At 39.7% G+C, this 26,403-nt stretch carries 22 protein-coding genes; 13 read left to right on the forward strand and 9 right to left on the reverse strand.

The window, feature by feature from the left end; genetic code table 11:
• Positions 1–73 precede the first annotated feature (73 nt).
• Complete coding sequence (locus tag R2Q84_RS24600) at positions 74–715, reverse strand: hypothetical protein (protein WP_316819266.1); 642 nt, start codon at positions 713–715, stop codon at positions 74–76.
• Between the two features lie 537 nt (positions 716–1,252).
• Here R2Q84_RS24600 and R2Q84_RS24605 point away from each other — a divergent pair.
• The 3 genes from R2Q84_RS24605 to R2Q84_RS24615 all read left to right on the forward strand — a co-directional run bounded on the left by R2Q84_RS24605 (position 1,253) and on the right by R2Q84_RS24615 (position 4,956).
• Complete coding sequence (locus R2Q84_RS24605; protein WP_316819267.1) at positions 1,253–1,891, forward strand: DUF6266 family protein; 639 nt, start codon at positions 1,253–1,255, stop codon at positions 1,889–1,891.
• Positions 1,892–2,158: 267 nt separating this feature from the next.
• Entirely contained in the window at positions 2,159–4,243 is a 2,085-nt protein-coding gene (locus R2Q84_RS24610; RefSeq protein WP_316819268.1) for a M48 family metalloprotease, read from the forward strand.
• Between the two features lie 98 nt (positions 4,244–4,341).
• Positions 4,342–4,956 carry a class I SAM-dependent methyltransferase gene (locus R2Q84_RS24615; RefSeq protein WP_316819269.1) on the forward strand — a complete coding sequence of 205 codons (615 nt, stop codon included), beginning with the start codon at positions 4,342–4,344 and terminating at the stop codon, positions 4,954–4,956.
• A 23-nt stretch (positions 4,957–4,979) separates the two neighbouring features.
• Here the strand turns inward: R2Q84_RS24615 and R2Q84_RS24620 are convergent, their stop codons facing one another.
• From R2Q84_RS24620 to R2Q84_RS24640, 5 genes are all read right to left on the reverse strand, one after another.
• Positions 4,980–6,068, reverse strand: a complete 1,089-nt coding sequence (locus R2Q84_RS24620; RefSeq protein WP_316819270.1) for an NAD(P)-binding domain-containing protein — start codon at positions 6,066–6,068, stop codon at positions 4,980–4,982.
• A 106-nt stretch (positions 6,069–6,174) separates the two neighbouring features.
• Entirely contained in the window at positions 6,175–7,191 is a 1,017-nt protein-coding gene (locus R2Q84_RS24625) for a hypothetical protein (RefSeq protein WP_316819271.1), read from the reverse strand.
• 407 nt (positions 7,192–7,598) lie between these two features.
• Complete coding sequence (locus R2Q84_RS24630; RefSeq protein ID WP_316819272.1) at positions 7,599–8,360, reverse strand: LytTR family DNA-binding domain-containing protein; 762 nt, start codon at positions 8,358–8,360, stop codon at positions 7,599–7,601.
• On the reverse strand, positions 8,357–9,370 hold the full coding sequence (locus R2Q84_RS24635) for a sensor histidine kinase (RefSeq protein ID WP_316819273.1): 1,014 nt from the start codon (positions 9,368–9,370) through the stop codon (positions 8,357–8,359). The genes R2Q84_RS24630 and R2Q84_RS24635 overlap by 4 nt, the downstream gene beginning before the upstream one ends.
• A gap of 178 nt (positions 9,371–9,548) precedes the next feature.
• Entirely contained in the window at positions 9,549–9,731 is a 183-nt protein-coding gene (locus tag R2Q84_RS24640) for a hypothetical protein (protein ID WP_316819274.1), read from the reverse strand.
• A 136-nt stretch (positions 9,732–9,867) separates the two neighbouring features.
• Between R2Q84_RS24640 and R2Q84_RS24645 the strand changes: the two genes are divergently transcribed.
• Entirely contained in the window at positions 9,868–10,374 is a 507-nt protein-coding gene (locus tag R2Q84_RS24645; RefSeq protein WP_316819275.1) for a GNAT family N-acetyltransferase, read from the forward strand.
• Positions 10,375–10,416: 42 nt separating this feature from the next.
• Here the strand turns inward: R2Q84_RS24645 and R2Q84_RS24650 are convergent, their stop codons facing one another.
• From R2Q84_RS24650 to R2Q84_RS24660, 3 genes are all read right to left on the reverse strand, one after another.
• Positions 10,417–10,758 (reverse strand): VOC family protein, encoded by a 342-nt coding sequence (locus R2Q84_RS24650; RefSeq protein WP_316819276.1) that lies wholly within the window; start codon positions 10,756–10,758, stop codon positions 10,417–10,419.
• Between the two features lie 92 nt (positions 10,759–10,850).
• On the reverse strand, positions 10,851–11,867 hold the full coding sequence (locus R2Q84_RS24655) for a hypothetical protein (protein ID WP_316819277.1): 1,017 nt from the start codon (positions 11,865–11,867) through the stop codon (positions 10,851–10,853).
• 98 nt (positions 11,868–11,965) lie between these two features.
• Positions 11,966–13,285, reverse strand: coding sequence for an alpha/beta hydrolase-fold protein (locus R2Q84_RS24660; RefSeq protein WP_316819278.1), 1,320 nt, complete (start codon positions 13,283–13,285; stop codon positions 11,966–11,968).
• 282 nt (positions 13,286–13,567) lie between these two features.
• Here R2Q84_RS24660 and R2Q84_RS24665 point away from each other — a divergent pair, with 282 nt between their 5' ends.
• From R2Q84_RS24665 to R2Q84_RS24705, 9 genes are all read left to right on the forward strand, one after another.
• Positions 13,568–14,824 (forward strand): hypothetical protein, encoded by a 1,257-nt coding sequence (locus tag R2Q84_RS24665; protein WP_316819279.1) that lies wholly within the window; start codon positions 13,568–13,570, stop codon positions 14,822–14,824.
• 39 nt (positions 14,825–14,863) lie between these two features.
• A complete protein-coding gene (locus R2Q84_RS24670; RefSeq protein WP_316819280.1) occupies positions 14,864–15,496 on the forward strand; it encodes a hypothetical protein in 633 nt (210 codons plus the stop codon).
• A gap of 12 nt (positions 15,497–15,508) precedes the next feature.
• Positions 15,509–16,930, forward strand: a complete 1,422-nt coding sequence (locus R2Q84_RS24675; protein WP_316819281.1) for an Ig domain-containing protein — start codon at positions 15,509–15,511, stop codon at positions 16,928–16,930.
• A 131-nt stretch (positions 16,931–17,061) separates the two neighbouring features.
• On the forward strand, positions 17,062–17,907 hold the full coding sequence (locus R2Q84_RS24680) for a class I SAM-dependent methyltransferase (protein ID WP_316819282.1): 846 nt from the start codon (positions 17,062–17,064) through the stop codon (positions 17,905–17,907).
• Positions 17,908–18,025: 118 nt separating this feature from the next.
• Complete coding sequence (hisC, locus tag R2Q84_RS24685) at positions 18,026–19,135, forward strand: histidinol-phosphate transaminase (RefSeq protein WP_316819283.1); 1,110 nt, start codon at positions 18,026–18,028, stop codon at positions 19,133–19,135.
• A gap of 298 nt (positions 19,136–19,433) precedes the next feature.
• Positions 19,434–19,994, forward strand: a complete 561-nt coding sequence (locus R2Q84_RS24690) for an RNA polymerase sigma-70 factor (RefSeq protein ID WP_316819284.1) — start codon at positions 19,434–19,436, stop codon at positions 19,992–19,994.
• A 95-nt stretch (positions 19,995–20,089) separates the two neighbouring features.
• Positions 20,090–21,250 (forward strand): FecR family protein, encoded by a 1,161-nt coding sequence (locus R2Q84_RS24695; RefSeq protein ID WP_316819285.1) that lies wholly within the window; start codon positions 20,090–20,092, stop codon positions 21,248–21,250.
• A 168-nt stretch (positions 21,251–21,418) separates the two neighbouring features.
• The gene (locus R2Q84_RS24700; protein WP_316819286.1) at positions 21,419–24,727 is read left to right on the forward strand and encodes a TonB-dependent receptor; all 3,309 of its coding nucleotides are present in this window, start codon (positions 21,419–21,421) and stop codon (positions 24,725–24,727) included.
• 18 nt (positions 24,728–24,745) lie between these two features.
• The gene (locus R2Q84_RS24705; RefSeq protein WP_316819287.1) at positions 24,746–26,374 is read left to right on the forward strand and encodes a RagB/SusD family nutrient uptake outer membrane protein; all 1,629 of its coding nucleotides are present in this window, start codon (positions 24,746–24,748) and stop codon (positions 26,372–26,374) included.
• Positions 26,375–26,403 lie beyond the last annotated feature (29 nt).

The following is a 26,403-nucleotide window of genomic DNA, read 5'->3' on the forward strand; positions in this document are numbered from 1 at the left end:
GTGTTAAAAGAATGTTTTGTTACAATTGAAACAAACCTGTGTTACATATGTAACAAAAGTTAACATGGAGGCACTAGTTGTATTTATTAAGCTTGTATTGGGAATACGCTGTACTAAACCTGCATCTCGACATACCAAGGTGTTGTGCAATAGCGTCTTTGTTTATCCGGTTAATTAACGTAGGATTATGCTTTAGGAATAGGTTAACCCGCTCTTCAACGGTTAACTTCAACAAGTGATGATAAAAAATATAATACTTTTCCCGTTCTATAAGTAAGTAGGGGAAAAGTTTGTGTAGTTCAGGGAATTCGTTGATTGCCGCCTTTAACTGATAATAGCCGATGGAAATGATTTCTCCATCTTCTAACATTTGAATGCTTTCAATTCTATCTTCTTTACTGATAAAGCTGTTTACATCGACCATTATTTCATCTTTTTTCCAAAGACGGGTAACAACGGTTTTACTGCTTAGATCCGGGCAGTAAAAACTACCGGCAATTCCGCTGTATAAATATATTAGATGACCATCTTCATAACTTCCATTGTCTTCTATGTATTGATCTTTAGCTACCTGTTTTAACTTGCTGTTTGAAATAATGTATTCAATACATTTTTCTGTAAAGGGGCCAGCCAGGGCTTCTAGTTTGGGAGCAATTTCTTGCTTGATGATCTTTTCTAACCTTACGCTCTTTGATTCGTTACCATATGCAATCATAGTGTTAGTTCTTAAGAGAAAATGACGATAAAGCATTGGAGCTTTAAGTATTAGTCATTTTACGGGTGAGTTTGTAATTCGTTAATTAACTCAAATTTGGTAACTATTTTTTTTAGTTCAAATGGATTTTATGAGCAAAAACTATGCATTTTAATCAATGTAATTGTCAGTAAAGTCCACCATCTTTTGTCTGCATCTCATGAATTTTATGATCAGAAATGAGCTGCTTTATTGAGGGCGGACGACCACACTGCACTTACGGAAATAACAAAAGCGAAAAATTTCTTTGTAGTTAATTCTGCCGACTTTCTGCCTTCGGTCTTACTAGGGGGTTAGTAGGGCTTTACTAGGGCCTTACTAGGGCGTTGCTTTACCCCCTGGACCTACTAAGGCCCTAGTAAGGCCCTGTTAAGTTTAAGTTAAAGGCTAAGTAAATATAAACTCAGGTTAGGAACAGATCAAACTTTATCTGCTGGTTGTTGTTACTATCTATTCATGAATTAATTGTTTGATGGTTAAACTTAAAAATTAGGTAATATGGGAAAGATGCCAAACGGAATATTAGGACCATTAATCGGGTCGATAGGAAATGTAACAGGCTATATGTTAAATGGGGAGTATGTAACACGAATTAAAAAGAGAAAGATCACCCGTTTCACTCAAAATCAGCGTGGAAACCAGCAACGCATGGCAGTGCTCAATGAATTTTTCAATTTTATGGGGAGTTTTCTAAAAGTTGGATTTGGTCTGGCTGCACTGGGAACCACTAAAAATTATCATAACCTGGCAACTGCTTACAACAAGAAAAATGCAATAAAGGGTGAGTATCCTAATGTTGAAATAGAATATTCGAAAGTGTTGCTAAGCACGGGGGATTTAACAGAAGCACAAAATCCAATAGTAGAAGCGGTAACAGATGGATTAAAATTTAGCTGGGATTTGTTGGATGTAGATGGCCAGAATGGACAAGACCAGGTAATGATGCTTGCTTTTGGCACAGTCTCTAAGAAAGTAGCGTACATTTTGTATGGGCCGAAAAGAATTGATGGAGAAGCCATACTTCCGCTTGAGCCTAAAATGATGCAGGAGCCTTTGGAAACCTATATTTCTTTTGTGTCCCCAGATCGCCTTCAAGTGGCTAATTCTGTTTATACGGGTAGGGTAGAGCCGATTTAATTTTGGCAGAAAATTCCAAAAATATATCACACGAGTATCAAATCTATTTCCTTAGTTGTTAAAACGATATTTTATCCAGGTGAGAAAGAACAGCAACTGGAGTTTAAGAAACAAACAGACTTTTATTTGCGAAAGTTTGAAAAGTGTAGCGATGATGAGCTGGAAGTTATAGTTGGTAATTTGAAGGAGTACCCCTTGCAGCTCAGTATGCGATAAAGGAGATCAATGTCCATTAATTTTCTTTATTTTGTCTTAAATTTAAACTCCATGCAAAATAACGTCCTCAATGTTTCCGAAAATTTCAGAAAAGTAGCTATCAGATCAATCTATTCCATTTTACTTTTCATATTAACTTATATCATTTTAATTGCTTTAGGCATCGGTGTCGTTTTTCTATGTGGCTTAGCAGCTTATAGTGTATTGATGATTCAGCCCTCATTTGTTACTGGCATGATAGCTCTTGGGTTTTTAGGGATGGGATTCTTAATCTTCTTCTTCCTTATTAAATTCATTTTTAGTGGATCAAAGAAAGTTGATCGCAGCCATTTGGTAGAAATTACTAAAGCGCAACAACCAGAGTTATTTAACTTAATATCTGAGATTGTAACTGAGGTAAATACGGACTTTCCGAAAAAGGTATATATATCTGCCGATGTTAATGCATCCGTGTTTTATGATTCTAATTTTTGGAGTATGTTTTTTCCGGTCAGAAAAAATCTTCAAATAGGGTTAGGCCTGATGAATGCCATATCAGCTACAGAACTGAAAGCTATACTGGCACATGAATTTGGGCATTTTTCTCAACGTAGCATGAAAGTAGGAAGCTACGTGCATCACGTAAATAAGGTGATTTACAATATGCTTTATGAGAATGAAGGATATAACTCTATACTTGGTGGTTGGTCTAACATAAGCGCTTATTTTGCACTATTTGCTAAAGGATCTGTATTGGTTATACAAGGCATTCAATATGTTTTGAGTAAAGTCTACACTGTCTTGAATTTAAATTATATGGCATTGTCAAGAGAAATGGAGTTTCATGCCGATGCTGTAGCTGCAAGTGTTGCAGGATCGCAACCTTTGGTTAATTCATTATTGAGGTTAGGCTTTGCCGATCTATCTTTAAATTTAGTATTCAATTATTATGATAATAAAATTCAGCATGCTCAAAAGCCTTTAAATTTATATCCTCAACATTATTACCTTCTCAACAAAATGGCAATATTAGAAGAGTTGCCGATACAAGATGATCTTCCTATTTTATCAGTTGATAGTTATAAAAAGTTTAACAAAACTAAATTGGTACTGGATGACCAATGGTCATCGCACCCAAGTACAGAACAAAGGGTCGAAAAATTAAAAGCTTTAAATGAGCCAATAAAAAATGCCTATAGTGGAATTGCTATAGATTTACTTGTTGATAAGGAAAATCTGCAAGAGCTAATCACAGATCGTTTGTTTTTACATGTTAAATATGAAGTTGCACCAACAACGGTAGGCCTCAAAGAATTTATAGATGATCATATAAAAGACGAAGAAGAGAATTCATATCCTGCTGTCTTTAAAAGCTATTATGATGACCGCGATCCATATAGTAATTATACGGAGAAAGATTTTGAATGCCCGGTTTTAGATCAGCATTTAATCTTTGAGGAATTAATTAACAAGGAGACACTTGTAGATATCAATAGTTTGAATACAGCAAGAACTGATAGAGATACGCTTGAGCATATTCACAATGGCGTAATACAAATTGAAACTTTTGATTATGATGGTATAAAGTATAATGCCCTAGATGCTTATCAACTTGTTACCTTTTTGGAAGCCGAAATAACCAGATATACTGATATTTTAAATAAAAAAGATTATGATCTGTTCACATACTTCTTGAATAAAGCTACACAGCAAGATAAACTGAATGATTTTAAAACACATTCCTTGACTTACCAGGCAAGTGCAAAAAATATACAAGTGCAAAAGGATGTTTATACTAACCTGGTTGAGGCAACTATTTTTATGCAAAATACGACTCCGTTTGATGAGATTATCCAAAATATGGTTCAGGTAAAAAAGGTGGAAAAACTATTTAAAGAACAAATTAAGTTTTTAATGGAGGATGCCTTATATGAAGGGAATATTGATGACGAAATACTTGCAGTATTTGAAGAGTACTTATCAAAGGACTGGAAATACTTTGATAATGATCTTTATTTTAATCAGGAAGTGGATCTGTTATTTAGTGCTATGTTTAATTTTAGTGTCGTGGTGTTTAGGTTGCATTTTAAGTTAAAGAAATCGTTACTTGAATTTCAAGTTTCTATGCTTGAGAACAGCAAAAGCTTAGTGTATTAACTTAAATTTATGCAGAAATGGTATAGGTGTTGTTTCTGTATATCCGATGGAGGCAAAAGAGGTGTAACCCGCCAGATTGTGACTATCTTTGCCTGGAGATGAAAAAGCAGCACATTCAGGACACTTTTGGAAATATTGATATTTATTTGTTTGACCAGCTACTTAAAGGTACTTATAATGAATGTCAGCTGATTTTAGATGCCGGTTGTGGAACAGGCAGAAACCTGCTGTACCTATTGAAAAGCGGAGCAAATGTTTTTGGAGTAGATCAAAACCCGCAAGCCATTGCGCAACTAAGAACACTCACAAGTTCATTTCCTCAGGTGGATCCGGAGGAGAACTTTAAGGTAGCTTCTGTAGAGCAGCTACCGTTTGAAAATGAAACTTTCGATCTTGTCATCAGTAGTGCCGTTTTACATTTTGCAGAAAACCTCAGTCATTTTGAAGCGATGCTGAATTCCATGTGGAGGGTGCTCAAACCTGGTGGGTATTTTTTCTGCCGGCTCGCCTCAGAAATTGGGATCGAATCCTTAGTGAGGTTTATCGGGGACGACAGGTATATCCTGCCAGATGGATCGGAACGCTTCCTTGTCAACCAAGAGATGCTGCTTACACTCACTAATAAAATTGGTGGGGAACTTCACGAGCCAATCAAAACCACGAACGTTCAAAACCTGAGAAGTATGACCACCTGGTGCGTGCGCAAAACTTAATCGTTCCAGGTATAAGATCTATTTTACAATTCAAGAAATTCAATCAACTCTATTGCTGCAGCCCGACCGGCACGATTGGCGCCAATGGTAGATGCTGATGGACCGTAGCCTGTTAAGTGGATACGTGGATCTTTAGCGACTTGTGTGGCTAATTTTCCAGACATTTCAATTCCATTTTTATCATTCATTAACTTTAAGGGGGCCAGGTGATTTAATGAATGACGGAAACCGGTATTCCAAAAAATAACATCAGCATCGAGTGTAGTTCCATCTTCCCATCGAACGCCTGTTTCAATGATTTCTTTAAACATAGGTTTCCGATCTAAAACTCCTTTATTCAACATCTCTTTAATAGCGGGGGTGATGGGCAAGCCTGTTACAGAAACCACTGATTCAGGTGGCAGGCCTTCTCTTACTCTTTTCTCTACTAAAGCTACAGCTTCACGTCCTATTTCTGGTGAAAATTCATAATTTCTAAAATCAGGAGATCGACGGGCTACCCATGTAGTTTGGGTTAATGCTGAAATTTCACCGAGCAATTGAATAGCTGAAATGCCACCACCCACAACTATTACATGCTTTCCGATAAATTCTTTAGCGTTTTTGTACTCGCCAGTGTGCAGTTGCTTCCCTTTGAATTTTTCCCAGCCGGGATATTTAGGGCAGTGTGGGGTTTTCCAGGTACCGGTAGCATTGATCAATCCGCGAGCACTAAATTGAATTCCATTTGTTCGGATGATAAATCGCCCGTTTTGCTCAGTAACATCAGTCACTCTTATGGGACGAATGATCGGAAGCCCAAAGACCTTCTCATATTGTTCATAGTATTTGGGAATTGCAATATTTGCTTGTAATTCTGTTTCCTTAGTATTGACAGCATCGGAAAAGGCCATTCCGGGTAAGTCATTGATGCCATTTACATTGCTTAGTGTTAGAGAATCCCATCGATGTTGCCAGGCCCCACCTGAACTAAATTCATCATCTAAAACAACAAAACCTTTTCCAGGTTTTATTCCCTCTCTTTTTAAATTGTAGGCTGCTGATAAACCGGCTTGTCCTGCTCCAATCACGACAATGTCTACTTTATAAAAAACATTTTTATCAGGTATCATAAACTAATTTTTATAGGCTTTATTCCACCACCTTTGATGCTAAGGTAAAGTTAAGGAAGCTTTTAAAGTATTGCCAAATCCATCCCTATAATTCTATTCTGTAGTTCTATAATTTTAAAAAAGGGAGAAAGGATAGCGAGAAACTCATAAACGGAGCTGTACTGTTTTTGCTTTTATAAAAATAGTCAGCTGGCTTATCATTTTGGTCAAACATCTTTGGCGAGGCTGTGGTTAGGACACCTCCGTTTACCCCAAAGATAAGTTTCCTGGTTAGCAGGTATTCAAATGTTGCACCTGTTCTGACCTCTATAGAGGTGTAGATTGAGTTTTGTGGGATCTGAGGCTGATCAAATTTAAAAAATAACAGACTATTACCTAACTCACTGCCAAATGAAGTCCAGCTTCTTTTGGACAATTGCTTTCTCAAAACGATTCTTGATGGCAGGTCTAAAAACAGTTCAAGTTCCGATTCTTTGTATTTTCGCCAGTAGCTGATAATCGGGACAACGGGAGCAACAGCTGAGGGGTCAATAATCACAACTAAGCCCACAGTTAATGAGGAATATTGCGTTCTGCTTAACGGGACACTAACTGTACCAAGATAATTGACTCTTTTGATAGAAGAAAATTCATCTGTTACTCCTGATATACCGCCCGAATAAATAATCACTTTATTAAATATCGAATCAGAACGGCTATACGTGGCAGTAAAACCTACAGTAGTCTTGGTTAATTTTTGGTCGATGCTTGGGAATTGAGGATCAAAACTTCTAATCTCATTAGTCCGAAAGCGCTCTTGCTGGTAAGATATAGTTCCGGTGATTAAATTTTTGCCCCAATGTGAAATTGGTATGCTAAAGTTCGATCTGACCCTGGTTATACTGGTCTTTCCCTGATAAAGCCCATTTCCGTTTAGTTCTCCTTTTACCGTGCTGTTGCCAATCACATCAGTTGTTATAAAGCCTTGTCTCAATTGCGGGTATCTGATTGCATACTCCGACAAAGCAACAGCTGTTAATGAATCCGTCATTCTTTTAATGGCATCCTCCCTGGATGTTTGCGCATAACTTTGGGATGTTATCGCTGCGAAAATAATAGTATTATAAAGTATTCTGTTTTTCATTGGAGTATTCGAGTTGAATGAAATCTGTAATCGAGTGCAGCTTGATAGGGGATCAGTCCCTGATTTTCTTCGCTCGTGACACCTTGGCTGTAGTTGCTTGTACTTTCTTCGTTTTCTTAACTGAAGGCTTGCTGCTGGAATCTTCAAGTAACTCCATGCATTCCTCTAACGTCCAATCAAGTTTGCCTGGAAGCACAACAGGGAAAATACCAAGCCACATTATTATTTTGTGTTTTTTTATAGGCATGTCTCAATATATTTTATGGCATGACCAATACTTAGAAATGCCTGTTTTTATTGATACAAAAATATATTTGAAGATGCCTCGACTTGGGAATTTCAGAATGAAGTGGGCAAAATGAATTATGAAATGGACAGATTCTAATATAATTAGGAACCTGAAATTTTTATTGCTCCAGCCACTTTAAAAAAGGCTTGGCCTTGATTTTACTGATAATGACTTTTTCTGGAGTTGCACCTTTGGTATTTACGTAAAGCTTACGGTTAAAATAGTGTTCAATATTTTGGATTATTTCGCGATTGATGATATAGTTTCTATTCACCCGAAAGAACTGTGCTGGATTTAGTATTGTTTCCAATTGTTCGAGCGTATGCTGAACAGGGTAACTTTTTTCATCTGAGGTATACACATATACCAGCCTGTTAGATGCATACACAAAATGAATATCCACTACACGGATAGGCAAGATTTTCTCGCCATAATGAACAAGTATGTTTTGCCTGAAGGCAGTATCCATTTGTGCAAGTACTTTATTCAGATTACTTGTGCGTTGGTTACTTTTTATTAAGTGCTCCTTAAGTCGCATATACTTTTCAAGGCTCTTCTGTACTTTATCCTCTTCAATAGGTTTCAATAGATAATCTATGCTGTTGGATTCAAAAGCCCTGATTGCATATTCGTCAAATGCAGTGCAAAAAATTACCGGGGCCTCAATCTGCACTTCCTTGAAAATCTCAAAGCTTAGCCCATCACCCAATTGAATGTCCGAAAAAATAAGTTCCGGAGCATCATTCTCTTTAAACCATTTTATAGCAGAGGAAACTGACAATAAGATAGCCTCAACATTGATATCATGATCAATTTCCTGAAGCATCTCTTTTAGCTCTTTTGCAGTTTTAGATTCGTCCTCTATAATAATTACTCTCATTTTACAATCAATGGGATGGTAACCAAAAATTCTTCGGCATTATTTGAAATATTAATCGTCTTATTCGCTAACAACTTATAACGTTCAATAATGTTTTTAAGTCCGGTTCCCGTACCTTCCTCAAGCATTTTTTTTGGCTGAAAGTTATTTCTAACTGTTAATGCCGGAGTATCATCGGTGATAATAGAAATGTGCAGCGGACGCTCAGGAGATATGGTGTTGTGTTTGATGGCATTTTCAATCAGGATCTGAAGCGAGAGGGGAGGAATTCTTAACTCCAGATGTTCTTCAGATACCTTTATATCTACCTTAAGCGCGTCCTCAAACCTTTCGTTCATGATGTAAAGGTATGACCTGATAAAACTAATTTCCGCTTTAAGAGGTGTTAGGTAATGTTCGTTAAAATTTAACACGTAGCGATATACGCCAGCTAATTGAATAATATAATTTTTGGTTGGTTGATCTTTTGCGATCGTTTTGAGTGTACTGAGAGAATTAAAAAGAAAATGTGGACTGATTTGCTGTTGTAAAGAAATTAATTGAGCACGAAGATGAGCCTGTTCCAGAATCTGGTTCTCGAGTTTGGAATTCTGTAAAGCGTAATTGGTATGCACACTATAAAAAACAACAAAGCAGATTAACGTTAAAAAGAACGCTCCTGTGAAATGTATCTTAAAGTTAGAAATTGTACTGAATTCCGGAGATCTTCCATTCAATGGGTTATCCGGTAAAAACAGGGAAAAGCCATAGGTCAACGCTAGAATAGATATTATAGCAAGCAGGTTGCTTAAAAAGTGTTTAGTGTAATTGTTGATTGATGGGAACTTGTGTAAAAAGAAGTAGCCATGTATCATCCAACAAACGAAAATTTTGGAAAATACATCGAAGGCATAAGCCAAAAATTCCCACCAATGTACATCGTTAAGGCCTTCTTTTCGAAGTAGAGGCGTGCCTACAATCAATATACCCGACAAAATGAAAAACCATTTGATTTGATAGGCTTTATACATTGTACAAATGTATTTTAAAAAAGTAAAATATAACGAACCTTTCTTTTTGATATGGACAATTTTTGCCGTGAAGTGGACCAATAAAGTAATGAACTGTCGAAATTATATCTCCGTTGTTTTGATAAATAGGGAATAGCATAAGCTACCAGTGCCATACAAGTACAGCTGATTGGGATGCCTATTTGAACTCTTCCTCCAAATCAAAGTCATCGTCATCGTCGAGGTCAAAGTCATCCTCTTCCAGATCTTCTCTTGCAGGAAAGTCATCTTCATCGTCCTGTTCATCGTCTTGCTCTTCAGGATCAAATGGTGGACTTTGCTGATGGTAATTTTCTGTTCCATAATTTGATTTGCTTTCCATGTCAATGTGCTTTAGTGTCAACAGAAAAACAACCCTGGTTTAAAAAGGTTTATTTAAGTTTTCGGATTGTTTGGAATTTTACAATATAAGGAAGAACTGTTTCCTACCTTTGCGTGTCGTTTGAAATACTATTTATATGACTGTTGAATCCATCTCATTAACGAAATACATAGCAAGTGACTTCTCAACCTATTATCCACTGGTAAAAGAAGATAATGTTATGCGGTATATCACAGGCAAGGGGCTAACACCAGAAGAGGCCCGAAAAAAATTCGACTCCATGATTGAGATTAACGCTAAAGATGTTAGAATTGGTTATTTCAAAGTTTATAACACTGCCGGAGAATTTATAGGCGATGCCAAATTAGAGTGGAACATGCTGGATAGCTCCCAACTAGAGATCGGCTATATCCTCAAGGAAGTATATTGGGGCAAGGGGTATGGCAGTATGATTTGTACACAATTATTGTCGCTCGCTGAGGAACTATTTTCAAAGGTAGACATCATCGGAATCATCGATCCTGATAATGCAGCCTCGAAAAGACTGCTGGAAAAATTTGGTTTCAAAAGCTACTTTATTGGTATAGAAGATAATTTACCAACCGAAAAACTTATCCTAAAAAAAGCATTTGATTTAGAATAACTCCCAATGTGTTAGGGGGATTCATATGGATAATTTGAGTATTTATTGATCTGACCAGACTGCCAGTTCATTTCCTGATGGGTCAAAGAATTGAAATCTCTTTCCACCCGGGAAGCTGAAAATATCTTTTGACAGCTTTCCACCGGCCTGGATAACATTGGTTTTAGCGAGAGAAAGATCTTCATGGTACAGGATAACAAGGGCACCATTTTTTATTTCCTCGTCACTTTTGTAAAACCCACCATCTAAACCGCATGCCGAAAATGCAACATAGTTGGGTCCATAATCGGTAAAAGACCAGCCAAAGGCAGAAAAATAGAATTCTTTAATTAAAACAAGGTCTTTTGCCTGAAACTCGATGTAATTGATGTGGTTGTTTTGCATAGGGTCCAATTTAGTGATTGTTAACAAGAATTCGAAAGTGGATCTTAACCGATCATAGTACTGGAAAACAGAAAATGGGAGCCAGGGTTTTATTATTTCACTTTCCAGTTGTTGTCGTAAAAACCGGCATACTCTACTTTGTCAACACCATCCGTAAGCATTTTAAGTCTGAAAACCATAATATCAGGAAAACCGCTGCCGCCTGCGAAGTATTGGTTTGCATTTGCGGCGTTCATACCAGGTAATCCACTCCCTGAAATCACCGAGACCGTATTTGCTGAAGTGCCGGCTATTGGCCAGATGAAATAAGCTCCCAGATCATCACCTGTGATTTTTTTGTTTCCTATCGTCACGGTATTTTTATGGACCTGAACGGGACAGTCGGACAGTAAGGTTTTCCATGCGGAATTGGTTGCTGCATTGCCTATTAATACTACATTTCTACCGCTGTACTTTTCCCTGGAATAGTCTTTATCTGCAATGATATCTATGGCGCCGTTACCTCTATAGTACCAGCTTTCGGCATCAAAGCGAGCTTTGGCAATACTCCAGGATTGTTCTTCTTTTGAACCTCCGGTACCATATACGTATACCATGTGTTTATTGAAGCCCTCTTTAAAAGTACCGTAGCGGTGGGGACCCTTTACCTTCATATCAGGGGCCTTTGCAATAGCCCAGGTATTTCCCTGCTTTTCCAGAAATAAGCTGTCTCCACTGGAAACTGTATATTTCAGGGTATTAAGACTGTCTAGCCGGATACTGATTGTCTCGCCTTTCGCAAAATCTGATAGGTTTAGTTTTAGCAAGGCTACATTTTGTAGTGTCCCGCTTATGCTGCGTGAATTTAGGTTTCTGCTTAGAGCGACGTTACTGTATTTAAGCGGTACTACCTGCTGGTAAATACTTGCCCAGTAGCTGGATGCTGATATCCCCGGACTGGCGGTAGTAAAATCAATTGAGTCTACAACCTTCGATAACGGGATTTTGTGCCATTTGAAATAGTCAAAAATTGGCTGCCAGTCTACGCTATGATTGCCATACCAATGAGATCCCCCCGGATATTCGTAATAGCTCATGTCTGGATGAAAACCTGCTAATTGCGACCTCATTTGCCTGGCGTACTTTACAGATACCGTTTCATCTGCGTCGCCATGCAATATATATACACCTAACTTTTTATAGTTATTGGCTAGTTTAGGAACATCGCTCAGTTACTTGTACGCAATAACAGTTCCCCAAATTCAGACGTACTGTTGTCGGGAATCAGGCCATCTGCCGAGCCATAGCCCTTTAGTGTCGGGTATCCGGCACAAGGGGCTATGGCCGCCCATTTATCAGGATAGGTAGCACCCAGAAACCATGTGCCGTGTCCACCCATAGAGTGTCCTGTAAGATAAATGCGCTGGGGATCAGGTTGTAACTGCCTTTTGGCCAGGTCCAATACCTCCAATGCGTCCAGTCTTCCCCAGTCTTCCCAGTTGAAGCCCCTTGGTCTACGGTTGGTTGGCGTTACAATACTGCCCCAATCTTTGGACTCGTAAGCACGGGCCTGGCCAATTGCTTCCACACCTGCGCCATGTACAGAAAAGAATAACGCTGCATTTTTTTGCTCGCCGCCAGTTTGTGGCGCTACAGCATAATACTGCAGACTCCCGTCGATGTTGCTCACAAATGTTTTACTGTATTTATCACCTGCCCGGGCACTTTCTATCTTCAATGTTTTCTGATCAATAATTTTATTCCCATCAAGAAGTGATAGCTGGCAATCATTCTGACCTTCGGGTATTGATTTTTCCGGGGAAAAATTAAAATATATTTTTCTTGTGCTGAATGAGGGAATTTGAGGTAAAGTTGTTGTTATTTCCTTACCACCCAAATTACTCCGCATTTTAAGGTTTTTTAATATTGCCGATGACGTATTAACTACTACCACTGCAGCCTTAAGTTCGGTACTTTTATCGTTTCTGCCCCCCGGGATAACAGGAACTGTAGCGTCGCGGATGTCCATAAAAACAGGTGTTGCGGGAAAGGTAAGACTGACTTCTCTGCTAAATCCTCGTACTAAAAATTCATTCTTTCCTTTTTTAAGGTTTATCGGTACATTCATCCAACCCGAAGCATAAGGGTCGCCCATGTGCGGTTCTCCATTCACAAAAACGGTTGCATTACCTGTAATATTTAATACTGCAGACCGGGCTTCAGCCGCGTTATATTCGTAATAAACATAGTTGCCTGAGGCTCCTCGTCCTCTAAAACGACCCGGAGTATCGACCGTTATCTTTGTCCATTTGATCTCGTTTCCCTCTTTGTCTTTACCAAATGTAGCTCCTTCTACCGGAGTCGACAGCGTATTTGTATACAGGGAATAGGCTACTGGATCTACATACAATGCTTCTCTGGTGTAACTGGTACCGACCTTCAAAAGCAGCCCCGAGGTAAACGTATGTTTATTTTGCGCAAATCCCGACAGGGTTACTTGACTGATCAGGAATAGTATGATGCCGCAACAAGATGAGAATTTAGCCATAATCAAATTTAAAAAATAAAGCGACTGAAATATAGGCAAAAATCTAATGCTTCTGTGTTATCCAGTACGATCTCTTTCGCCGCAACATACAGGCTTACGTTAAGCAGAATGAATACACCGATGATGCGCCTTTGAAACATGTTCAACTATAAATAAGATAAAGACATTGAAAATGGGTAGTAATACCCATAAATATGATTGATGTCGCTTATTTACCTCCTGGGGCTCTCCCGGTAATTTTGACCTTAGATTATTTATTAAAGCATTATAAAAAAATATACGATGAGAAAGTTAAATGTATACCTGATGGGTGTGTTGTGTGCGATGAGCATACTCGCCTGTAAAAAGGATAAAGTAAAAACTGTTGATGAGGAAAGTACCTCAGTTGTGGGCCTGGTTAGGCCTAAGGGAGTATCAAATGGAGCGGTGGTGAGCAGAAGTATAGGGCCCGCTGGCGGAGTACTCGTCTCTTCGGAATGTGGCCTGAGCATCAATATTCCAGCGGGGGCTTTGAAAGCGGAAACGACTATCGGTATTGAGCCCATTACGAGAACGAATATTGCGGGCGCAGGAAAATCCTTTAGGCTTACCCCGCATGATGTACAGTTTGAAAAACCGGTTTCTCTGACTTACGCATTTTCTATGGAAGCCGATTCGGTGGCGATGATGGAGACCTTCGGATTTGCCTACCAGATGGAAAGTGGGGTCTGGAAGTTTGTAGGAGCCAGCAGTCATGATATTCAGGGAGGAACGGTTACATTTAAAACTACACATTTCAGTGATTGGTCGATGATGAACCGGGTGTCGCTTTCTCCAATTCAGGCCAGTCTGGAACCGGGAGATAAGCAGGTGGTTAAGGCGCTGATTTATACCCAGTCGAAATACGAGGATTTACTGGTACCGCTAACCGGCGATGGTGGAGTTGAACCTGGTTATCCGGTAGGAACACCTGTACCACTGCCTTCAAAATATATTAAATCCTGGAATTTAAACGGACCGGGGAATATCATCAGTTCAAACGGAAATGCAGTGACTTACCAGGCACCTTCATCGGTGAACGGCTTTACCAATGCGACGGTAAGTCTGACACTGAATGCGCCGGTTACTGGCACATTTATGTTATTGTCCAATATTGAGATTATGGGCGACGGCTGGGCGGAGTTAAATGTCAGCAATGGGAAATTTCCAGTTACACCTGCTGTAAAATCCGGTCAAAGGTATCTTTTGTCTAATCCTGAAGATGAAGGTGGCGGCCAGTTTCTGCTGACCTGGAATGGTGGCGTAGGCACCTATGCTTATGATCTGACTCCTACAGGAAACAAGTTCCACTTTCTGATCGGTAATGGAGGATATACCAGTGCCTATGTGGATCCTTTGCAAAAAGAGTTATTGCCTAGTGGTGGCAGTATCAACATTACTAAAATGGACAACAAATGGGTGGAGGGCAATTTTACGGTACCTAATGCCGGAATCGGACCTCTGCTAATAAATACCGCCAGTATTACCGGCCGGTTCAAAGCCAGGGTATATATCCCTTAATCATCAGAAACATATTTATTCAACTTTAACATTAAACAAATGAAAACGAACAAAACAAAAACCTATAGCGGACCAGTCCGCTTATTTTTACCAGTTCTTTTATTATCCATAGCGATTTTGACCGGCACGGCATACGGTTGTAAAGAAACCGAGACTGTGTCGGCAGATATTGAAGAAGGGTATGGGAATAATCCCAGATCTGCGGTGCCCGATGAACTTGTAGGCTACTGGATAGCAGGAGTGAGCTCGATCAGCAACTTTTGGGGATATAATGGCAGTTACCAGGGACCGGCCAATGAGATCGCTGTAGGGTATATGTTATATAAGGACGGCCGTGTAAAGGAGTATTTTTATTATACCAGTACTTCTACCTATTGCCGGACCCAGGTGTTGGGTTATAAGCAAGGGACGGTAAAGATCGATATTGAAGCCCGAAAGTTTGAAGTATACTATGCCAATGGTCACTACAGGTCTTTTAATACCTGCGGGTCCAGCAACCCTCCAGGATTTGGGGAAACAAAACAATATACGTCTGCTGAACTTTCTCCCGCGAAAAAAACGAACCTGAACAATTGGACTATTCAGGTGGTGAATGACAAACAGACGCTTGTAGTTCCAATAGGTGATGGAGAAGTACAATACTACGTAAAGTCAACAGAGCCTCAGAAATAAAGCACAAGGTAAATGAGAACTATTTTAACATCCAGGTATCTTTTTACTATTTTAAGGTACGGGCAGATACTTTTTTTATTAATAATGCTGCAAGGCTGTAGTAAGAACAGGGATGTTCCCCGACCGCATAGGGTGACTCAGATCCTGTTTAAGCAAGAAGTGATAACCCTAAACCTGGGAGATGCAGCGGAGCTGAAGGTATTTCATTTACCAGCTGATGTGAAAGCACCCGGGTATGAGTGGTCTGTGGCTGATGGCAGTGTGGCAAGGGTAGAAAATGGTATGGTGCATGGGCTAAAGCCCGGAGAAACAGAAGTAACTGCGACTGCTAAAGGATTGGGCTTAACTGCCAGGATAAAAATCAGGGTGCTTCCGGTTTTGCCACAATCGCTGCGCCTGCAGGCTGAAAAAACGTCGCTAACAGTTGGGGAGGAAACTCAGATTATTTATGAGATTGAACCTCAGGAGCTAAGTGGTCCGGATCAGGTTGAAATCGAATGGTCGAGTTCGGATGAAACTGTTTGCAGGGTGTCTGATGGTAAAGTTCTGGCTGTTGGTGCGGGGCTGGCGGAAGTTACAGCCACTATTAAGGGAACGGCTGTAAAAGGATCTTTGACATTTCAGGTAGATCCGTTAGCGGTTGAATCGGTTTCATTAGATTTTCAGCAAACGACGGTAACAATTGGGGCGGGAATACGGTTGCTCGCCCGGGTTTTACCGGAAAATGCAACTGATCGGCGGTTAGTATGGACTTCAGAAGATCCACAGGTTGCCCTTGTGGATCAGGGGATTGTACTGGGAGTAAAGGAGGGGACAACAACGATCCGGGTCAGTACTGTTGATGGACAGAAGAGTGCAAGTTGTCGGATGACGGTGAAACCTGTGCAAGTGCAAAGGATCTTATTATCGAAGACTGATTTGTCTTTAGTTGTAGGTCAGGAGCATTTGCTGGCGGCAACAGTGCTGCCTGATCAGGCGAAAGATAAATCATTGAAATGGAATTCTTCCAATACCAGTGTGGCTACCGTGGATCAGCGGGGCGGGATTATGGCCAGGGGAAAAGGAACGGCTATTATCTGGGCGGTTTCTGCTGCTAATCCAAGGGTACAGACCGCTTGCCAGGTGGTGGTGCTGAATCCGGAGGATCTGGTATTTATTCAGGTGACAGCAAGCGCTAAGGTTACGGTCAATGGGTATGTGTCGGCAGACCTTGCTGGTCTGATAGAGAATGGATATTCGGTTCCTGTTCGGTTGATTTCTTTTGAGGTGATGTCTCATGCCAGAGAAGTAGTTATTGGCGATTATCAGGCTACAATTATTTCACCCAGTATACAACATAGGCATACCAGTATGATCAGGAATGTATACCGGCCATATATCAGGTATGTATTTGAGATCGATGGAAAGCAGTATCAGCGGCGTGTAGAAATCTGACGGAATGGGGTTAATTACGACGGAGGATGCTGAGTTGTCTGGTCTTTTTTATTAAAAAATAAACAAGTAACGCCATAGAATGTTTTAATCATTATTGAGGGTGTTCAATAATGATTAAAACATTTGAAATCATGAAACAGGAACTCGAATTAATACGTGATCAGCAAAAGGAAGTATGGAACAGGTTTTCATCTGGATGGAAGAAATGGGATGAGCTGATGATGGATTTTTTAAAGCCTGTAGGCGATGAGATGATCAGACTCCTTAATCCAGGGGGAAATGATATGGTTTTGGATATCGCCTCGGGAACCGGTGAACCCGGGTTAACCATAGCTGCTCTTCTGGATGGCGGCAAAGTTATACTCACTGATCTCTCAGAAGATATGTTGAAAATAGCTGCTGAAAATGCGGCAGATAGAGGGATTAGCAACATTGAAACGCTTGTTTGTGATGTTTGCGATCTACCTTTTGAAGACAATACATTTAATGCTGTAAGTTGTCGGTTTGGCTTCATGTTCTTTCCTGATATGCTTTTGGCAGCTAAAGAAATGGCGCGTGTACTGAAGCCCGGAGGAAAGATTGTGACATCAGTATGGGATGTACCTGAAAAAAACTTTTGGGTTACAGCAATTATGGGAACTATAAGTAGAAATATTGATTTACCAGCTGTGCCACCCGGAGCACCTGGAATGTTTCGCTGTGCCAATAGTGATTTGATGTCCGATATATTTAGAACGGCAGGTTTGACAAATATTGTGAAAAAAGATGTTGCAGGAAAAATGAATTGCCATACAGCGGATGTTTATTGGAACCTTATGAATGAGGTTGCTGCTCCGGTTGTTGCAGCGCTTAGTAATGCCGATACTGCAATAAAGGATAAAATAAAAGTAGAGGTGTATGAGGCGATGAGCCGAAAATTTACAGATGGAAATGTTGTGATCGACTCAAGTGCTGTTGTATTTTGTGCGGAAAAATAAGAGACTTTAAATCTTAATATTTTATCGATGGATTTGTACCAGGGATCTGCCAGGTATTGTGTATTGTAACATCACATATAGTTTTTGATCTAAAAGAAACCTATATAATCACAAAATTATGTCAACAAACAGAAGATTTTGGCTAAAACAACTTGGTTTAGGGATTGCAGGCCTGGGTTTATCAAGCTTTAAAACCTTTGGCTCAGTTGCAATGCCGGAGGTTATGGAAGATGCCCTGGAGGATAATCCCCTCATTTTATTACGTTCAAACGAAAACCCTTACGGGCCTTCGCCATTATCGTTAAAAGCATTTTCGGACAACTTGAAAATCAGTAATAGATATAACTGGGAAGTTTCGCCTCAACTGATTTCTGCAATTTCAAAGAAGAACAATGTAAATGACGAAAATATTTTGTTGGGGGCAGGTTCAACTGAAATTTTGGATTTGGTGGCAAGATACGTAGGGTTAGAAAAAGGTGAGTATGTTATCGCAGATCCGAGCTTCGATTATTGGACAGTGGTATTGGATAACTTAGGTTTAACAAAAATCAAAGTTCCGTTAAGTGCCGATAAGAAAATTGATTTGAATGCAATGCAAAACAAAATAAGTCCGGCTACAAAGCTGGTTTATATCTGTAATCCCAATAATCCGACAGGTACTGTTTGTGAAAGAGATTTACTGCTGAAGTTTATCGCAGAGGTGCCTTCAGAAGCGCTTATTTTGGTTGATGAAGCTTATTTGGAATTTACGCAACAACAATCAGTAATACCATTGATTAATGAGCATCCGAACCTGGTTGTAGCCAAAACATTTTCGAAAATTTACGGACTGGCAGGAGCGAGGATAGGTTATGCGGTTGCTCACCAAACAATGATTAAGAAGCTTGGTAATTTACAATCTTCTGCCACCATTAGTGTCGGTATTTTATCAAAGTTAGCAGCAATGGCGGCATTAAAAGACGATAAATTTGTATCTGAGTGTTATGCGCTAAACGAAAATGCGAAAAAGTACACCGCTGATGAGCTTAAAAAACTAAACCTTGACTATATCCCTTCAAGTACAAACTTCATTTATTTTTCGTTAGCTAACTTTAAGCAGGATTATTTTCAAAAATTAACAGACAACAATATTCAAGGCACAAGAATATACGAAGAACAGGGAAAATGGACCCGGATTACAGTAGGTACTATGAAGGAGATGAAAAGGTTTATACAGGCAATTCAATAGGGGCAAATTTCCCCATCCATTCAATACCATATTTGTCTCTAAAAATACCAAAATACGAACCCTAGGGGGGAGTCTGGATTGATAGTTGCCATAATTTTTTATCTTTTGTTACTATTCAAATGTACTGCTTAACTGAGAAATGAATGGGGTGTAAAAACGATAAGAAAGAGGTTTTTTATGTCAGGAGGTTCGGTAAAGCCATGAAGTTCTGTTAACTAATTTTTGATAAATTTATATTATGTTTGTTAGAACACAGTATATATCAAATAAAGATCTAATAAACAGAATAAAGTTCGCTATGACGGAAATGTTGCCAGGTGATGATGAATTGTTAATGCCATTTGATGAGGTGTTTAAGCTTTATTATCCTCGGTTATGCGATTTTGCGGGCCGAATGCTAAATGATGATATAAATGAGGTAGAAGATGTTGTGCAGGATGCTTTCATCACCTTTCATCAGCAAAAGGCTGAAATCTCATCGCACCCTATAGCGATAAAAAATTACCTCTACACTTCCGTAAAATATGCCTGTCTGAAAAAACACCGACGTAACAAGGTGATACGCAAATATCAGGAAACGCTGAAGGTAGAAGAACCGGATGGAGCCTATACACTGGATGCCATTATTCACGCTGAAATCATCGGTGAAATCCACAGAACACTCAAAACCTTGCCGCAGGGCTGCGCGGAAGTATTCAAACTCGGATATTTCGATGAGCTATCAAATCAGGAAATTGCGGATCTCCTGAACATCAGCATTCATACTGTTAAAAGTCAGAAGAAAAGGGCACTGGATATCCTCCGTACTAAATTGAAGCCGGAAGCGCTTGGATTACTGCTGCCATTTTTACTTAATTGATTTTTCTCACTGAATATCAGCACTTTAATTATTTTTTTATTTTTCTTACATCCTTATAGATCAATTAAGGTTCTTTACACCCAAACCAATAGCTGATGAACGACCTGTACCCGTATGAAATCGCCAGATTAATAGAGGGCCATTTAAATAAGAAATTAACTGATCAGGAGGAATCCGGGTTTCAGGAGCTACTTGCATCAGATTCGCATGTACAGCATCTATTAGATGTTTATAAAGATACAGCTGATTTAAGTAAAAGGCTAAATTTTCTAGATAATCTTAATGTAGATGTTGCCTTGATAAAAGTAAAAAGTAAGACAATACCTGCGCCACACAAATTACATTCCTTAAAACCTTTATTAAAATATGCAGCAATTTTTCTTCTGCTAGGTATCGGTGTTGTGTGGTATTATAATTCTAATCCGGTTAATACACAGCCATTGCATAAAACGGCATTGGCACCTAATCATCAAACCAACAAAATGACCCTGACCTTGTCTGATGGGCAGAAAATTTACCTGGAAAAAGATGCTGAAACTATAAGGGAAAATGATGGTACATCAATTAAAGTAAAGCAAAACACCATTACTTATAATAGCAATGGCCCTGATAATTTAACCGCACGCAATATCTTAAATGTACCGGCAGGGAAAACTTATCGCGTCAATCTATCTGATGGCACTGTGGTGTGGTTAAATAACCTTTCGGAACTGACGTTTCCGGTATCCTTTGGTACACGTATGGATCGAGTGGTCTCCTTAAAGGGCGAAGCTTATTTTGAAGTTTCACGTAACACATCAAGGCCTTTTAAGGTGAACGTAAACGGGACCGAAATAACAGTGCTTGGGACAAAGTTTAATGTAAACGCATTCCATAACGGTATAATATCGACAACATTACTCGAAGGCTCCGTAAAAGTGACTAATGAGCAGGCTGTAAGTATGCTTAAACCCGGACAACAAGCGGTTTCTGAAAATGGAAAGATTACCATAAGTAGTGCTGATCTTCAAAAGGCAATCGCCTGGAAAAACGGATATTTCCAGTTTAAAGAAGATGGAATCGAAACCATTTTGAAGGAGCTTTCCAGGTGGTATAATGTTGAAGTAAAATATACGGAGAATGCAGCCTCCGAATTACACTATAGTGGTAAGATATCCAGGTCCGAGAAATTAGAAGATGTGCTGAGTTCACTTACAGATATCACGGGACTGAGATTTAAATGGATTGGAAATACGCTCACAGTTGATAATGAATAATTGATTAACTAATTAAATCTGCCTATGATAAGATAAAATTTACATCAACACATGAATACCCAGCCTGGAAAAAATAAACCGGAGGTAATCCACTACTTCCGGTTTTGTCAGGCTTGATTTGTATTACGTATAGCACTTAACCAAATTTTAACCAAACATTACTAAAGTATGAAATATATATTTTATGTCAAAGAACATGAAAGAAAATCGCTTTGTCCATTATTTATTCAAAGTATCAGAATCATGAAGTTAACGGCAATGATGATTGTTATGTTTACCATCGGAGTACAAGCCCATATCAAAGCACAACAAATCACCTTATCGCTAAAAAATACATCTCTAAAAGGAATTATTACTGAAGTCGAAAGACAAACAAATTATGAGTTTCTGTATAACGACGAGCTTTTAAAAAAGTTTAGTGGGATCACTGTGCAGGTAAAGAATGCATCAGTTGAGCAGGTCTTAAATCTCGCCTTTGAAGGCAAGCCCTTATCTTACAAGCTACGCAATAATACCATCACCATATTGGAGAAGAAATCGGAAAAGCTTAGTGAAATTGCCGATTTTACGTTAACAGGCCAAATCATAGACCAAAATGGCAATCCCATTGCAGGTGTAAATGTGAAGCTGGAAAATTCCAATAACGGCGCAGCGACCGACCATAACGGCAAGTTCTCTATTAAGAATGTTAAGCTCAACGATGTACTTGTTATATCTGTTGTCGGCTATATTACGCAAAGGGTAACAGTAAGCAAGGATGCAGATTTAAAAGTTACGTTAATAGAAGATAGTAAAGGTTTAGACGAGGTTGTAATGGTTGGACAAGGTGTTCAGAAAAAGGCGAGTGTGATTGGTTCAATTGCTTCGGTATCAACCAAGGAACTAAGGCAAAGCCCGGTAGCCAATCTGAGCAACGCTTTGGCCGGGAGGCTACCCGGACTAATTGCTATTCAAAGAAACGGAAGACAAGGAAGTGATGGCGCAACCTTATTGATAAGGGGAGTAGCCACTTTGAACGGCACCAGTCCGATGGTAGTTGTAGACGGTGTAGAAGGCCGTACTTTATCAGACATAGAACCAAGTGATGTGGAAAGTGTAAGCATACTGAAAGATGCAACTGCAACAGCGATTTATGGGATCAGGGGTGCAAATGGCGTAGTACTGATCACCAGTAGAAGAGGTTCAGCAGCAAGGGCTCCTTCAATCAGTTTTACTTCCCAGTACGGCATACAAGCCCCTACAAGGATTCCAGAAGTGGTAAATTCTTATGAATATGCGACATTGTTCAATCAGGCAAACAAGAATAATGGAACTCCACTGACATACAGCGATGCCCAACTAGAAGGATACAGGACACATTCAGATCCATATTTATATCCTGATAATGATTTTGCCAAAATTCTATTGAAAAAATCATCAGTGATGACCCGGCAAAATCTTACTGTGACCGGTGGATCTAATTTTGCAAGGTTTTTTGTTTCTGCAGGTTATTTATCTCAGGCAGGGATTTACAATCATTTTGAAACCCCTTATCCTTCCGATCAGGTTTTTAAAAGATATAATTTCCGTGGCAACGTTGATGTTGATGTTACAAAAACCACACTTTTAAGATTAGATTTATCTGGTAGCTTCGGATCAGTGAACAGACCCCGGTATGAGAACGAGCCATTTTTTGCTGTAGTCCGTTTTGCACCAAATATATATCCTATTAAGAATCCAGACGGGACATGGGGCTCTGCAGTTTCACTTACGAACAACCCGGTTGCGGAACTTTCGGACAATGGGTATGTTGTATCATACACCGGTCGTTCGCAGGGTACATTTGCCATCACACAGAAACTGGATGTGCTGACCAAGGGCCTGACTGCAACAGCTTCGTTGTCATATGACGCCAACTACTTCCAGGATCAGACAAGGTCGAAAGGCTATGATGCTTTCCAATACAACGCCAATAAGACTTATACCAGGACCAGAACAGGATCTAAACTTGGTGCTGTAAGTGGTGCTTATGGACTAAGCCGGTTTGCAACCTATAGAGCGACCATCGCATATGACAGAGCCTTTGGCGATCATTCTATAACAAGTTCTGCAATCTATACTCAGCAAAAATCTTACAACAATATAGACATTCCCGCTGCTTTACAGGGACTATCAGGAAGAACAACCTATAACTTTAAAAACAAATATTTTGCTGAGGCAACTTATGCATATAACGGTTCCGAAAACTTTGCTCCAGGCAAACGCTTTGGGTTTTTTCCGGCAGGAGCGATTGGATGGATAGCAACTGAGGAAACGTTTTTCAAAGAGAATGCTGAATTTCTTTCGTTCCTGAAATTAAGGGCCTCTTTCGGGGTTGTTGGAAATGACCAGATCGGTGGCAGCCGTTTCCTGTTCAATAGCTTTTATGCGGATGCAGGGGGCGGTTCGTTTGGAAATCCTCCCGCTGGAACTCCAGGTCTGGCAGAATCTTTTTTGGGCAATGAAAACATTACCTGGGAACGTGGGTATAAGAAAAATATCGCCTTTGAAAGTAAATTTTTCAACAACCTTATTACCTTCAATGTAGATCTGTATCGCGAGGACAGAAAGCAAATTCTTGTAAATTCTTTAGTTCCTCAATTGGCGGGCTTGCCGAATTTTCCACCAATCAATAAAGGACAGGTAAAAAATCAGGGCTTTGAAGCCGAACTGGGAGTCCGCAAAAACTTCAATAGTTTATTTGTAAACATAAAAGGAAATATTGGTTTTAACCGAAGTGAAGTAATCGACAATAACGAGGCAACACCCTTGTTCGCTTATCAATCAGGTAAAGGGAAACGAGTGGGACAACCGTTGGGATTGATATCTCAGGGCTTTTTTGGAAATGTACAGGAAATCACGGGTAACCCGACACAAGCTTATTCCAGTAAAGTCATTCCCGGAGATTTAAGATACCAGGATTACAATGGCGACGGGATAGTCAACGATTTTGACCGTGTAGCAATAGGATATTCTACTATTCCTGAAATGCAATATGGAATGACCTTTGACTTTGGCTTTAAGAATTTCGATCTAAGTGTGCTTTTTCAGGGGTCGGCCAACTCAAGCGTTTATTTTGATCAGTTTGGCTATGTCCCTTTTGACAGGCAGGGTACGGCACTCAAAGACCACCTAAACAGCTGGACTCCTGAAAATGCAGCAACTGCTACTTATCCGAGGATCGACATCGGGGTAAACGCCAACAATACCAGACTGTCTACCTTCACGCAGCAGAATGGAAATTATGTACGTCTAAAGAATGCTGAAATTGGTTATTCATTTTCTCAAAGCCTGCTGAGCAGAGTTGGTCTTAAAAAAGTGAGAATATTCGCGAATGGCCAAAACCTGGTTACCTGGTCGAAAATTAAGCTAGTGGATCCTGAATATGGTAATGGAAGTATTGGTACGACCTATCCTCAGCAAAAAGTATACAATTTTGGCTTAAACCTCGATTTCTAGAACTTAATAAATAGAATCATGAAGAAAAATTTAATCATATCGCTTATATTACTTACTTGCACAGGCTTCTATTCATGTAATAAGGATTTTTTAAACCTGGCACCAAACGAAAATATTACTGAAGCTCAGGCATTCAGTACGATGATCCAAACAGAGAATTTCACAAATAACATTTATACAGGACTTCCAAGTACATTTACCAGAACCGGCGACGGAAATACTCCTTTAGATTGCCTGAGTGATGAAGGTGCGCCAACTTTCTGGCAAAATGGCAGAACTTTTAATGGAGGCGGGTATGGTCCTACAAACATCACATCTTTTATCGGTAATATATGGGCTAATTCCTATCGGAATATCAGAAAGGTGAACATACTTCTGGAAAAGCTTCCCGGTGTACCTGCAGTTAATCCTGATGATGAGGATACCCGGAAAAGGCTAAAGGGCGAAGCATTGTTTTTACGTGCCTTTTATTATTTCGATATTTTGAAAGTGTTCGGCCGGTTTCCAATCGTCTCCAAACGGCTGGCGGTAGACCAGGAATTCAAAATGTCAAGAAACAGTTATGATGAATGCGTCGCATTTATTCAGAAAGATCTTGATGATGCGATCCCTTTGCTATTGTCGACCTATCCCGTAAATCAATTGGGAAGGGCGAACAAGGCGATGTGTATGGCCTTAAAATCAAGACTTTTGCTATATGCGGCAAGCCCCCTTAACAGTGCAGACAATACCGGTAAATGGCAGGCCGCAGCCAAAGCAGCGAAAGACCTTATTGACCTAAAACAGTTTTCTCTATATGATGTAAATCCTGACAAAGCTGAAAACTATAAGGCAATATTTAATCTTTTTGCCAATCAGGAGGTCATCTGGTTTATTAACCTTGGAAACGGCAAAAGCTATGAGCAGCTTTACTATCCTATAGGCAGTAATGGCTGGGGAAATGTAACGCCAACTCAGAACATAGTAGATGAATATCAAATGGCCAATGGAAAGAGTATTTCTGATCCTACGTCCGGTTATGATCCGGCAAAACCGTATCTGAATAGGGAGCCGCGTTTTTATGCTACTGTATGGTACAACGGGAGCGTAGTGAGAAGTCTTGCCGTCCAAACCTATGCAGGTGGCAGGGATGCAATAAACGGTGGCAATAACAATACAAAAACAGGTTATTATCTGCGGAAATATTGTGACGAAACTGTTAGTCTTGCCTCGGGACCGGGCAGACAAATGATGAGCATATGGTTTAGGTTGGGCGAGTTTTACCTTAACTATGCCGAGGCAAGCAATGAAGCCAATACAACTCCAACAGCTGATCCCCTCATCTACACTTATATTAACCTGATCAGGAACAGAGCCGGACTACCTGATCTTACTGCCGGGCTATCCAAAGAGCAAATGCGATTGGCCATCAGACACGAAAGAAAAGTGGAACTTGCCTTTGAAGAACATCGCTTTTTTGACGACAGAAGATGGAAATCAACCTTTGGAGGTGACATTAAAGGAATTGTGTGGGCTGACGCAGCAGGATCAAGTTACAATTTGGTTACTGCAGAAAACAGGCCTTTTCATCAGAAAATGTGGTATATGCCAATTCCACAACTGGAAATAGACATTACCAAGATGGAACAAAATCCAGACTGGAAATAATAATGATATAATGATGTGAAGCGGAAGGG

The sequence above is a fragment of the Pedobacter nyackensis genome (assembly GCF_032678475.1).
Classification (GTDB): Bacteria; Bacteroidota; Bacteroidia; order Sphingobacteriales; family Sphingobacteriaceae; genus Pedobacter; species Pedobacter nyackensis_A.